This window comes from Paenibacillus sp. FSL W8-0426 (assembly GCF_037969725.1).
In the GTDB taxonomy this organism is placed as follows: Bacteria; Bacillota; Bacilli; order Paenibacillales; family Paenibacillaceae; genus Paenibacillus; species Paenibacillus hubeiensis.
Map to the genome: position 1 here is coordinate 6052187 of NZ_CP150203.1, position 12814 is coordinate 6065000.

A 12814-nucleotide genomic window follows, 5' to 3' on the forward strand; every position below is an offset into this window, starting at 1 on the left:
GAAAAAGTTACGGATTCGAACCAGCGTCGTTTCCAAGGTTACTGCTCGTACCCGGGGTCGTAACACTTCCCTGGGTCTCCTGCTCCGGATTGTCCGTATTCGATTCAGGCTCCTCCTCCTCGGTAGCAGGGTCAGTCCCTCCGTTATTCTCTACCTCCGCTGGCGAAGGCTTAGGACCCAAGGTATCGCCCTCACCACCGGATGTTTGCCCATCCGGGGCTGCCGACGTTTCATCTGCCTTCTCGGTAAGCTGAACCGTGGCATGAAGAGTGCCGGACGAATCATCAAGCTTGGCAAAACGGGGCAGCTCTGCCTGCAGCTGCACATTGTGCGTGCCGCTGTCCAAACCTGTAAGGTCTGCCGTCAATTTGATATCGCCTTCCGACACGCCTTGCAGCATGCTTTCCGGTCCGCGCAGCGTAACGTCAAGCCCACCGCTTTTGGGTGTAACCAGGGTGCCTTCCAATCCTTCACCGATCCCTGCCAGCGTAATCGGAATGTTGGAAAACACCTTGGTGGTCTCCTCAGCTTCATTGTAAGGCGAGATCGTAACCTTGAGTTGAATCGAACTAGGCTCGATTTTCTCAAAACCGGAAGGCGGCGTCAAGTCCACGTTAACTGTGGAGGTACCTGCCTGATCAAACTGGGTGAGATCCAGGGTCACTTGGTCGTAGGACTGTATGCCCGCCAATGCCTGCTCGTTCCCATATACCATGACTTCTTTCACGTTCGGCTCTACGCTGGACAACACCAAGTCCTCCGGCAGTTGGCCTGAATATGTGATTCTTAAGGGTATAGAAACATAGGGCTGATTGACCGGAATCCGTACATCCACCGTTTCCGGTGCAATCACTGCATTTTCAATCACTTTGCCTTCGGTATCATAGGCTTGAAGTTTAACTTTTTTCTGCACGATGTCTTCTTTGGCATCCTTGATGCTTACGGTACCCTGAACTTTGGCCACAGCGTCCATTTGCCCCTCGGGTAACGTCACTTTAACCTGGCCGGAAGGCTCCACGACCGGAGTCCCGACGGTGTACCCTTCCGCGGCTTTCCCTTCCGGTACAATATTCACATCGAATGATTTCGTGCTCAGTTTCTCCACGTTCACCGTCACCATCGAAGGCTCCATGCTGACGACCTCAACGCCTGATGGCAGATCGGGCACGAGCGGCAGCGTGTTGGATCCGTCTTTCACGCCGCTCAGATCCACGAGCACTTTGTAGTCGTCGTTCGTGAATATGGACGTCAGTCTTGAACGTTGGCCCTTGATTTCTAAACGAACCTCATCGGTGCTTAACGACGTCAGCACATACGCGCTGCTATCCAGCCCGTAGGGCTGAATGGCTACCGTTCGCTCCACAACGTGGCTGCTCGTTCCCGTAGTGATCGTTGGCGTCGTAGGCACTTCGTCCAAATGAATCATGAACCAAAGCAGCAGGCTTACGGCCAAAGCAAGGACCTTGGCAAAATTGTTGTTATTGAACCATTTATCCATTACGCCGTCCCTCCTTCCGTCTCAAGAGGAACGCCAGTCCCTTTTTCTTGGACAAATTGGAGGTTGGCCGAAGTTCTTCATACAGTTTGGCAATCAATGATTCTTCCTTGATGTCGCGCACGATCTGACCATTCATGGCCAAAGACACTTGCCCTGTCTCCTCGGAAACGATGAGGCATACCGCATCCGCTACCTCCGTAATGCCAATCGCCGCACGATGGCGAGTTCCGAGTTCCTTGCTGATAAACGGATTTTCGGACAATGGCAGGTAACAGGCTGCGGCAGTGATTTGTTTGCCCTGAATAATGACCGCCCCATCATGAAGCGGCGTATTCGGAATAAATATGTTGATCATCAGTTCAGAGCTGACCAAGGACTGCATTTGAATGCCTGATTCCGTATAATCGTTCAATCCGGTTTCACGCTCAAATACGACCAGAGCCCCGATTTTCCGGCGCGACAAATAGTTCACGGACTTAATGATCTCTCCAATAAGCACGGTTAACTCCTCGTCGCTGGCTGCGGTCGACCGGCCAAACAGTTTGCCCCGGCCCAACTGCTCCAAACCGCGGCGAAGCTCGGGCTGAAAGATGATAAAGACGGCAACGACGCCGAACGTAAACATCTGATTCATCAGCCATTTCAACGTATACAGGTTCAGCCAAGTGCTCAACGCCCAGATCAGGACAAGAAACAAAATGCCCTTAAGAAGCTGGACGGCCCGCGTACCCCGTACAAGCAAAATCAGTTTGTACATAATATAGGTAACGATTAATATATCGATAATGTCCTTGATGGACTCTTGCCAAGTCAAGTCAGCAAAATAGTTCATAACCCAGCCCCCGTTGTCCCAATGGTGAGTAAACCCTGCTCCGATATTTACCCCTTCAGGGATTTGTATGACCAAGATTCTCTTCGCAACCGGTATGTTCCCGATCGAAAAGAAAGCAAGAGAAACTCTATATGTAGTATTATGTTCTCTTTAGTATCTAGGTTATAACGTTAACGTTCATGTTGCAAGTTGCGTCGGTCTCAAACTGCACATATTACGCGAAATTCCCATAAATTTCATAGAAATTGACTCCGCAGCTCCTCATACGGAATCAGGAACCTGACTTTGATATAAAATTCCTTCCTCATAACTACAAAAAGGCACCCCCTAGTTATCGGAGGTACCTGCCTGGCATTTTACCATGAACGAATTTGCCGACCTAGCGATAGGCCACTTCATTCACCATATTGGTTATTTTGTACCAGAACCAGTCGAGTGCTTGATCAATGCTTTTGACCTGACCGGAAATATGAGCCGTCGACGCCTGATACAGCTGTCCATCAATCACCGTCAGATTGCCATTCACTTCACCGTACACCTGGGCGGTTCCATTTTCTATTGTAAGATCGCCCGCAATTGACTTGCCTTCCGGAACAATAACCTTATTGCCTTCAATGACAATCTGGTCCAGATTCTTGCCTTTAACGACCATTTCGTTATTTTGATTCCAGAAACTCCAAGCGCTAAAGAGCATCACGACCAAAAAGAAGGCTGCCGCCGTCAGCGCAGGATGTCCTTTGATCCATTTGAACCATTTCTGCTGTCTTTTAGGCTGGGGCAGAGCGTTCATAATCCGATTGGTCAGCTCATCCGAGGCAGACGGCGAATAATGTTTCATGGCAAAGAGCAGCATTTCCGTCTGTTCCAACTCTTTAAAGCGCATGCGGCACTCTGAACAGGTGATAAGGTGACTTTTCAGTTCAACCTTCTGCGCCGGGGACAACGACTCATCCAAACATTCATGCATTAAAGAGACGGCCGAGTTGCAATCCATATGAGAGCCAATCCTTTCTTCAATCACTTAGTCCATGCCCCTGTAAGAAGCAGGCATAAGACTTGCACACATTACATACGTATCCGATTCGGATATGTTTCAAAATAATTCGCCCAAAAAAATGCTGCGAATTATAACTTGAATTCCAGTTTTTTACGCAAAAATTCCCGGCCCCGATGAACGCGCGTCTTGATCGTTGTTACGGGCATGCCGGTGACATCGCTGATTTCCTGCAGCGACAGGTCCTGTAAATATCTCAATACCATGACCGACTTGTACTTGGCCGGAAGACTGTCAATCGCTTCGCGGATCAGTGTTTGTGTCTCGGAAAGCAGAGCTTCGCTCTCCGGCGTTCGATCATCGCTTGGGAGCATGGCATAGCCGTCGGTTCCCTCTTGATCATTCAATTCCGCATCCAAGGAAAACGACGGCTTCTTCCTGCGCAATCGGTCGATGCACAGATTGGTAGCTATACGATATATCCAGGTTGAGAACTTTTGGTTGGGATCATACTTTTCCATATTACGGAACACGCGCAAAAAGGTTTCTTGTACAACGTCTTCCGCTTCATGTCTATTGCTCAGCATGCGGTATGCCAAATGAAACAGTTTGTCCTTGTATAATTCTACGATTTCTGCAAAGGCCCGCTGGTCACCCTTAAGCACCAGCTTGACGAGCCTGTTCTCCAAATTGTCCACCTATATTCCCCCAGACATGCTGATGGGTTTTCCGTCTTCTGATACCCGTCCACACTTGTAATTCACCAATCAAATCGTAAATCAACTTTGGTCAAAAATCAAGACTGTGTCCGCAATTATCCGCTAAAAACAGTAAAAAACGGGAACTCCCTAAGGAGTCCCGTTTCCCCCTCCTTATGGAAAGGAAGGATTGAACCATTTATTAGATCATCGATATTTCCAAATCAGCCGGTGTTCCGAAGTCCGGCTGCGATTCCGTTAATGGTCAACAGCACTTCACGCAGCAGTTCCGCATCGTCGTCGCCACGTTCACGCAGTTCTCTCAGTTCGCTGAGAAGCTGCACTTGCATATAGGACAACGGATCGACGTAAGGATTACGCAGTCTGATGGATTCTTGAATCACCGGCACGTCGTTCAAAATTTCGGTTTCGCCGGTAATTTTCAGAATCAAATCTTTGGTCAAATTAAACTCGGCTTCAATCAGGCCATAGATGCGGTCACGCGCTTCTTTGTTGGAAGTCATGGCCGAGTATTCCTTGGCGATGACGAGATCCGCCTTGGCCACTGCCATTTGTACCGTATCGATCAATGTCCGGAAGAACGGGAAGTTTGCATACATGTCTTTCAGAACAGCCAAATTCTCTTCTTTGCCCTGATAATAGCTTTGCAGTCCTGTTCCCGCCGCATACCACGCCGGCAGCAGATAACGGCTTTGCGTCCATGCAAACACCCAAGGGATCGCTCTCAGATCCTCGAACTTGTCGCTGTTTTTCCGTTTGGATGGACGGGAACCGATGTTCAGTTCGCCAACCTCAGGCAGCGGCGTCGATTCTTTGAAGAAAGTGAAGAAATCCGGGTCGCGGAAAATCAAATCCTGATATTTGCGCAGCGACACCTCGGAAATATCCTTGATGATGCTGTCCCAATGACGCTCGGATGCCGATTCCTGCGGTTCCAAACTGTTCAATGCAGCAGTAATCAGCGCAGATGTTGCTTGTTCCAAACTGCGGTAAGCGATCCCTTTCAAGGAATAACGGGACGAGATGACCTCGCCTTGCTCCGTAATCTTGATGCCCCCGCCAATCGTATGCGGCGGTTGGGCCAGAATGCTGCGGTTCAGCGGCATCCCGCCGCGGCCAAGCGCTCCACCACGGCCATGGAAGAACTTCAGCTTCACGCCGTGTTCATTGCCCACCTCGGTAATGGCGTTCATCGCTACCCGCAGTTCCCAGTTGGCGGTCACTACGCCGCCGTCCTTGTTGCTGTCCGAATAGCCGAGCATGATCTCGTGCAATTCGTTCCGTGCGCTTACGCTGGCACGATATACAGGAAGCTTGAACAGCTTCTGCATAATGTCGGATGCTGCATGCAGATCGTCAATGGTTTCGAACAGCGGCACTGCCTGAAGGGTAGATACGATCTTACCGTCGCTTCCTTTCTGGAAGAGGCCGACTTCTTTCGCAAAAACCATCACTTCCAGCAGGTCGCTTGCCCCTTGGGTCATGCTGATCAGGTAACTGGTAATGCATTCTGTGCCGAACTCGTTCTGTGCACGCTTGATCGTGCGGAATACGTCCAGACACTCCTTTGTTCCCTCGGTATATTGATGATATGCAGAAGTCAGCGGACGCGGATCTTCAAGCAAACGGGCCAGCAGATCCACTTTGCCGTCTTCCGTAAGGCGTGCATAATCTTCAACCACATTCATTTTGGCCAAAATCTCGGCCATCGCATTTTCATGCTCCTGGCTATGCTGGCGCACATCGAGCGCTGCCGTATGGAAACCGAATAGTTCCACTTGGCGAATCATTTTGCGAACCGTGGTATCTGCCACGTAATCGGCGAAATGATGACGCAGGCTGCGGTCGATGATCATCAGATCGGCGATCAACCCTTGTGCGTTATCATAGCGGTCAGGTTGACCGATTTTGTTTTCATCAAGCACATTGTTGAGCTTGGCGATCATGTAGGCCAACTTGATGCGGTATGGCTCCTTCTCGTTGCGCCAAATGTCGACCTTTTTCAACGTAACGTGTTTGCGATCCTCTTCAATGGATTGCAGCAATTCATCGGATACATTGATGATGTTCGTGCTGAAACTGAGATGGCCCATCAGTTCGATCATGATCCGCTGGTACTCGCGCATCGCGAGCTTGCGCTGCATGAGCAGCGTTTGCCACGTTACGTCTGAAGTTACCGATGGATTTCCGTCCCGGTCTCCCCCAATCCAGGAACCGAAGCGCAAATACGTCGGTACATGCCAGTTGTGGCCAGGGTAATATTTTTGCAGGCAGCGTTCAAGCTCCTGATATACGTCCGGAAGTACGTGGAACAGCGTTTCGTGAAAGTAATACATCCCGTTGCGGACTTCATCAAGCACGGTCGGCTTGCGGTCCCGAAGCTCATCGGTCTGCCACAAGGTGATGACCTCATTCAGCAGCTTTTCTCGCAACTGTTCACGTTCACGCAACGTCAGCGTAGGATTGTCAAGCAGCATGACGTCTTCAGAAATCCGTTTATGAATATCCAAAATGACGCGTCGCATAGCTTCTGTAGGGTGAGCCGTCATAACCAACTCCAGAGACAGTTCCTCCAGAATCTGCTCGACTTCCGTATGAGACAGCCCGCGCTCTTTCAGATCCTGAACGGCCTTTTCGATTGATCCAGGCTGCACGCTGTCCCCAGCAGAACGCTCATAATCCCGCTTGCGCCGAATCCGATGATTTTGTTCAGCGATGTTCACCAATTGAAAATAAATCGCAAAAGCCCTGATTACCTGATGACGGTTCTCCGAGTCTAATTCCTGGATCATCGTTTTGAACTCTGCATAGAGCTCTGGCAAAAATTCTGCGCGCAAAGATTTGCTGGTTTCCCGAATTTTCTCAACGACATCAAGAAGTTCCGTGCCGCCTTGATGGACTAGAACTTCTCCAAGTATGTTGCCCAGGAACCGCACGTCTCGCCGAAGCAGGTTGTTGGACTGGCTTTTGCTGGCGGTTACCATAGTTTCAGTCATGCTTATCCTCCCATCTGATCGTTCGCTTTCGTACACGAAAATTTGACACCTTCATAACATCATACAATAAAACGTTACGAAAATCTTTACTTTTCTACTAGAAAAAAAGGGGGGTTTCCTTGATTTCTAGCATAAAAACACGCTTTTTTATTCATTTTCTTGCTCTGCTTCGACATATGGGGCGGGCCCTTCTGCATGAACCATTTTTCACATATAAACCACACATGGGCAAATTCATTTTCATGCCAAAAAAATTATAAATATGCAATCTAGAAGCACGTTCCTTATGCTCACCATATGCAGTTGGAAAATCCGTCGCCCTGAAGCAGGAGTATATCCAATGAAACCTGACCGGCAAAGCAAGCTTTTGTATACTTTATCACAGTGATGCAATAAATTAAAGAGTCTTTTTTAATTTTTTTGCTTGTTGGGGATGGATTCAGTAGAAATTAGAGCCAGCACTTTGGACGGATCAAAGTCTATTTTGTATGTCCAGCAGCATCTTCATACACTGGAAATCCAAAGGCCTGGGGATATGCTGCCACAACTTTGTTAACTCTTTGATGGACAATACGAAGTAAAGGAAGGATCACGGTCATGAACAAACTCATGCGAGGAAAACTAAAAACGATGATCTTCTGCACAGCAGAAGATCATCGTTTTGCTGAAGCGGGTGATGGGAATCGAACCCACGCTACCAGCTTGGAAGGCTGGAGTTCTACCATTGAACTACACCCGCAAATCATTAAAATCGGGATGACACGATTTGAACATGCGACCCCCTGGTCCCAAACCAGGTGCTCTACCAAGCTGAGCTACATCCCGATATGAAATGGCGCGCCCTGAGAGATTCGAACTCCCGACCTTTTGATTCGTAGTCAAACGCTCTATCCAGCTGAGCTAAGGGCGCATATTTGGAGCGGACGACGGGAATCGAACCCGCGACCCTCGCCTTGGCAAGGCGATGCTCTACCGCTGAGCCACGTCCGCTTAATAAGGATGCGCGTGGAGGGACTTGAACCCCCACGTCAAAGACGCTAGATCCTAAGTCTAGTGCGTCTGCCAATTCCGCCACACGCGCATATTGAAGCCGAACATTTGATGCAAGGCTTTCACCTAACTGTAATTACGTTGTTTTTCGATCCAACGTATCTCGTTAGCGACAAGAATGATCTTACCATATAATACGTATATGAGTCAAGCATTTACGCAAAAAAATCTTTTTTTTCATTCTCCCCCCCTTTTTTGAATGTCTGTCCTGTATTTGTTTTAGACTTACTCCCTGTCCCGTCCCACCAAATGATTACAGACGTAACTCTTAAAACCTATAGTAAGCCTCCTAAATAGGCTTCTAAACCGTTCCATCGGCTTAGAGCATTTCCCCATATAGATTGAAGCAAATTACTTTAAAACGGCAATCTTGAGCCTCTCCGCTGCATGTTGTCTCCTTCTCTGGTTTTACTCCAATTCAGAGAACCTTTGTCATGTCAAATGAAATACGGTAACTTACCTGGTTGTTGACGTCAGACTTGTTCAGAACAGCGTTACTGGAAAGAAGAGCGCACACCCTGTGATAGTTGTTATGCTTAGAGCTAAGCGAGCCCTGTGGTTCCATGGCGGTCTTAGAAGAAGACTAGCCTCATCTGCCGCAGCTGCTCGGCTAAGATGTCGTACCATTCTTGACTCCCGTTTGTTGATAGAAAGCAGTTCTTTGAAATAGTCAGTGATTCTTTATCCCTGGATCGTTTATAACCGAAAATGCTGGCCGATTACACGTGGACAGGGAGACTCATTCGTGCTTTTTAATTGTCTACAGCGCTGCTAACCATAAACAATCAATCTAAAAGATGCAAACATATATCAAAAAGGCCCACTATTCATTCGCAAAAGTGAGCCAAAATAAAAAAAACACCCTCATTGCATTCCGCAAGAACATGTTTTGAATGGATATAACTGGTGAGCCATGAAGGACTCGAACCTTCGACACCCTGATTAAAAGTCAGGTGCTCTACCAACTGAGCTAATGGCTCTCACTGAAGTTAAAATGGCTGGGGATATAGGATTTGAACCTATGCATGACGGAGTCAAAGTCCGTTGCCTTACCGCTTGGCTAATCCCCAATAATAAAATGGTGGAGGCTGAGGGGTTCGAACCCCCGACCCTCTGCTTGTAAGGCAGATGCTCTCCCAGCTGAGCTAAGCCTCCATAATACTATGACCCGTAGGGGATACTCTCACTTCGTTCGAGACTGTGAAGTCTAAGCTAACGAAGTTATCCTCCGACGAACCTTTGGGGTTCTCACCCCTTTTATTGCAATGGAATTACAATGACCCGTAGGGGATTCGAACCCCTGTTACCTCCGTGAAAGGGAGGTGTCTTAACCCCTTGACCAACGGGCCTTATTCAAAGCTCTCAACCGGGATCGAACCGGTGACCTCATCCTTACCATGGATGCACTCTACCTACTGAGCTATGAGAGCAAATGGCTCCCCGAACAGGACTCGAACCTGTGACAACTCGATTAACAGTCGAGTGCTCTACCAACTGAGCTATCAGGGAATATGGTGCATTTGCATACGCAAATGCAATTCATCGTACAACGTCAACATATTGTTTTCTATGTATGATGAAAGAGTTCGCTTGGCGGCTTCCTACTCTCCCAGGACCCTGCGGTCCAAGTACCATCGGCGCTAGAGGGCTTAACGGTCGTGTTCGGGATGGGAACGTGTGGAACCCCTCCGCCATCGCCACCAAACGATTTTGCTTTGGATTGAAAAACGATCCGCACATCAAGTGATGTACCCGTTTTTCACTCAGAGATTGCTCTCTGAAAACTGGATTCGAAACGAAACTTGCGATCTTAGAACCTGCATTTCTTGGATAAGCCCTCGACCGATTAGTACTGGTCAGCTCCATGCATTGCTGCACTTCCACCCCCAGCCTATCTACCTCGTCGTCTTCAAGGGGTCTTACATACTGGGAAATCTCATCTTGAGGGGGGCTTCACGCTTAGATGCTTTCAGCGCTTATCCCGTCCGTACATAGCTACCCAGCGGTGCTCCTGGCGGAACAACTGGTACACCAGCGGTACGTCCATCCCGGTCCTCTCGTACTAAGGACAGCTCCTCTCAAATTTCCTACGCCCACGACAGATAGGGACCGAACTGTCTCACGACGTTCTGAACCCAGCTCGCGTACCGCTTTAATGGGCGAACAGCCCAACCCTTGGGACCTACTTCAGCCCCAGGATGCGATGAGCCGACATCGAGGTGCCAAACCTCCCCGTCGATGTGGACTCTTGGGGGAGATAAGCCTGTTATCCCCAGGGTAGCTTTTATCCGTTGAGCGATGGCCCTTCCATGCGGTACCACCGGATCACTAAGCCCGACTTTCGTCCCTGCTCGACTTGTAGGTCTCGCAGTCAAGCTCCCTTATGCCTTTGCACTCTTCGAATGATTTCCAACCATTCTGAGGGAACCTTTGGGCGCCTCCGTTACTCTTTAGGAGGCGACCGCCCCAGTCAAACTGCCCACCTGACACTGTCCCCGTACCCGATCAGGGCACCAGGTTAGAACCTAGATACGATCAGGGTGGTATCCCAACGGTGCCTCCACACAAGCTGGCGCTCATGCTTCTCAGGCTCCCACCTATCCTGTACAGATCGTACCCAAATTCAATATCAAGCTGCAGTAAAGCTCCATGGGGTCTTTCCGTCTTGTCGCGGGTAACCTGCATCTTCACAGGTATTAAAATTTCACCGGATCTCTCGTTGAGACAGCGCCCAAGTCGTTACGCCATTCGTGCGGGTCAGAATTTACCTGACAAGGAATTTCGCTACCTTAGGACCGTTATAGTTACGGCCGCCGTTTACTGGGGCTTCGGTTCACAGCTTCGGGATTACTCCCTAACCGCTCCCCTTAACCTTCCAGCACCGGGCAGGCGTCAGCCCGTATACTTCGCCTTACGGCTTCGCACAGACCTGTGTTTTTGCTAAACAGTCGCTTGGGCCTTTTCACTGCGGCCCCCTCGTGCTATTCACACTACCGGGGCACCCCTTCTCCCGAAGTTACGGGGTCATTTTGCCGAGTTCCTTAACGAGAGTTCTTCCGCGCGCCTTAGAATTCTCTTCTCGCCTACCTGTGTCGGTTTGCGGTACGGGCACCTTCATCTGGCTAGAGGCTTTTCTTGGCAGTGTGAGATCATGACCTTCGCTACTGTAATTTTCACTCCCCATCACAGCTCAGCCTTACGGTTAGCGGATTTGCCTACTAACCAGCCTCACTGCTTGGACAGGCATCCATCAGCCTGCGTCACTACCCTACTGCGTCCCCCCATCGCTCGTAACGATTTACGGTGGTACAGGAATTTCGACCTGTTGTCCTTCGACTACGCCTTTCGGCCTCGCCTTAGGTCCCGACTTACCCTGAGCGGACGAGCCTTCCTCAGGAACCCTTAGGCTTTCGGCGGATCAGATTCTCACTGATCTTTTCGTTACTCATACCGGCATTCTCACTTGTATAATGTCCAGCGCTCCTTACGGTACACCTTCAACCCTTATACAACGCTCCCCTACCCCTGATCATAAGATCAAGCCATAGCTTCGGTGGTGTGTTTAGCCCCGTTACATTTTCGGCGCAGAGTCACTCGACCAGTGAGCTATTACGCACTCTTTAAATGATGGCTGCTTCTAAGCCAACATCCTGGTTGTCTGTGCAACTCCACATCCTTTCCCACTTAACACACACTTGGGGACCTTAGCTGATGGTCTGGGCTGTTTCCCTTTTGACAATGGATCTTAGCACTCACTGTCTGACTCCCGGAAGTAAGTCTATGGCATTCGGAGTTTGACTGAGCTTGGTAACCCTTGCGGGCCCCGCACCCAATCAGTGCTCTACCTCCACGACTCTGTTTTCCGAGGCTAGCCCTAAAGCTATTTCGGGGAGAACCAGCTATCTCCGAGTTCGATTGGAATTTCTCCGCTACCCCCACCTCATCCCCGCACTTTTCAACGTGCGTGGGTTCGGGCCTCCAGTGCGTGTTACCGCACCTTCACCCTGGACAGGGGTAGATCACCCGGTTTCGGGTCTACGTCCACGTACTATGTCGCCCTATTCAGACTCGCTTTCGCTGCGGCTCCGGCTTCTCACCTTAACCTTGCACGGGAACGTAACTCGCCGGTTCATTCTACAAAAGGCACGCCATCACCCCTAAAACGGGCTCTGACTTCTTGTAAGCACACGGTTTCAGGTTCTATTTCACTCCCCTTCCGGGGTGCTTTTCACCTTTCCCTCACGGTACTGCTTCACTATCGGTCGCTAGGAAGTATTTAGCCTTGGCAGATGGTCCTGCCGGATTCATACGGGGTTTCACGTGCCCCGCACTACTCGGGATCCGTCTCGGAGGGAGCAGACTTTCAATTACAGGGCTTTTACCTTCTATGGCGGGCCTTTCCAGACCTCTTCGTTTAACCGGCTCCTTTGTAACTCCATGTGAGACGTCCCACAACCCCAGAGAGCAAGCTCTCTGGTTTGGGCTGTTCCGCGTTCGCTCGCCGCTACTGACGGAATCACTATTGTTTTCTCTTCCTCAGGGTACTTAGATGTTTCAGTTCCCCTGGTATGCCTCTCCTGCCCTATGTATTCAGACAAGAGTAACTGGGTATTACGCCAGCTGGGTTTCCCCATTCGGACATCCCCGGATCAAAGCTTGCTTACAGCTCCCCGAGGCAGTATCGTTGTTCGCCACGTCCTTCATCGGCTCCTAGCGCCTAGGCAT

General features: G+C 49.8%; 5 protein-coding genes, 11 tRNA genes and 2 rRNA genes (1 of these 18 only partly in view). All 18 read right to left on the reverse strand.

What is annotated here, in order from left to right:
- Positions 1–7: 7 nt before the first annotated feature.
- On the reverse strand, positions 8–1498 hold the full coding sequence (locus tag MKY59_RS27455) for a CdaR family protein (RefSeq protein WP_339274777.1): 1491 nt from the start codon (positions 1496–1498) through the stop codon (positions 8–10).
- Complete coding sequence (cdaA, locus tag MKY59_RS27460; protein ID WP_236421522.1) at positions 1491–2330, reverse strand: diadenylate cyclase CdaA; 840 nt, start codon at positions 2328–2330, stop codon at positions 1491–1493. Before cdaA ends, MKY59_RS27455 begins: the two co-directional genes overlap by 8 nt.
- Before the next feature lie 379 nt (positions 2331–2709).
- A complete protein-coding gene (locus MKY59_RS27465; protein WP_236421521.1) occupies positions 2710–3324 on the reverse strand; it encodes a zf-HC2 domain-containing protein in 615 nt (204 codons plus the stop codon).
- 131 nt (positions 3325–3455) lie between these two features.
- A complete protein-coding gene (gene sigW, locus MKY59_RS27470) occupies positions 3456–4022 on the reverse strand; it encodes an RNA polymerase sigma factor SigW (RefSeq protein ID WP_236421520.1) in 567 nt (188 codons plus the stop codon).
- Positions 4023–4246: 224 nt separating this feature from the next.
- A complete protein-coding gene (gene ppc / locus MKY59_RS27475) occupies positions 4247–7039 on the reverse strand; it encodes a phosphoenolpyruvate carboxylase (RefSeq protein WP_236421519.1) in 2793 nt (930 codons plus the stop codon).
- A 668-nt stretch (positions 7040–7707) separates the two neighbouring features.
- Positions 7708–7778, reverse strand: a tRNA-Gly gene (locus MKY59_RS27480).
- A 12-nt stretch (positions 7779–7790) separates the two neighbouring features.
- Positions 7791–7864: transfer RNA gene (locus MKY59_RS27485), tRNA-Pro, on the reverse strand.
- Positions 7865–7872: 8 nt separating this feature from the next.
- Positions 7873–7949, reverse strand: a tRNA-Arg gene (locus MKY59_RS27490).
- 5 nt (positions 7950–7954) lie between these two features.
- A tRNA-Gly gene (locus tag MKY59_RS27495) sits at positions 7955–8029 on the reverse strand.
- Positions 8030–8039: 10 nt separating this feature from the next.
- Positions 8040–8120: transfer RNA gene (locus tag MKY59_RS27500), tRNA-Leu, on the reverse strand.
- A gap of 873 nt (positions 8121–8993) precedes the next feature.
- Positions 8994–9069, reverse strand: a tRNA-Lys gene (locus MKY59_RS27505).
- A gap of 15 nt (positions 9070–9084) precedes the next feature.
- A tRNA-Gln gene (locus MKY59_RS27510) sits at positions 9085–9159 on the reverse strand.
- 9 nt (positions 9160–9168) lie between these two features.
- Positions 9169–9244: transfer RNA gene (locus MKY59_RS27515), tRNA-Val, on the reverse strand.
- Between the two features lie 122 nt (positions 9245–9366).
- Positions 9367–9438, reverse strand: a tRNA-Glu gene (locus tag MKY59_RS27520).
- 8 nt (positions 9439–9446) lie between these two features.
- Positions 9447–9519, reverse strand: a tRNA-Thr gene (locus MKY59_RS27525).
- A gap of 3 nt (positions 9520–9522) precedes the next feature.
- Positions 9523–9598 (reverse strand) — tRNA-Asn (locus MKY59_RS27530).
- 79 nt (positions 9599–9677) lie between these two features.
- Positions 9678–9794, reverse strand: a 5S ribosomal RNA gene (rrf, locus tag MKY59_RS27535).
- 121 nt (positions 9795–9915) lie between these two features.
- A 23S ribosomal RNA gene (locus MKY59_RS27540) occupies positions 9916–12814 on the reverse strand; it runs 27 nt beyond the window's last position.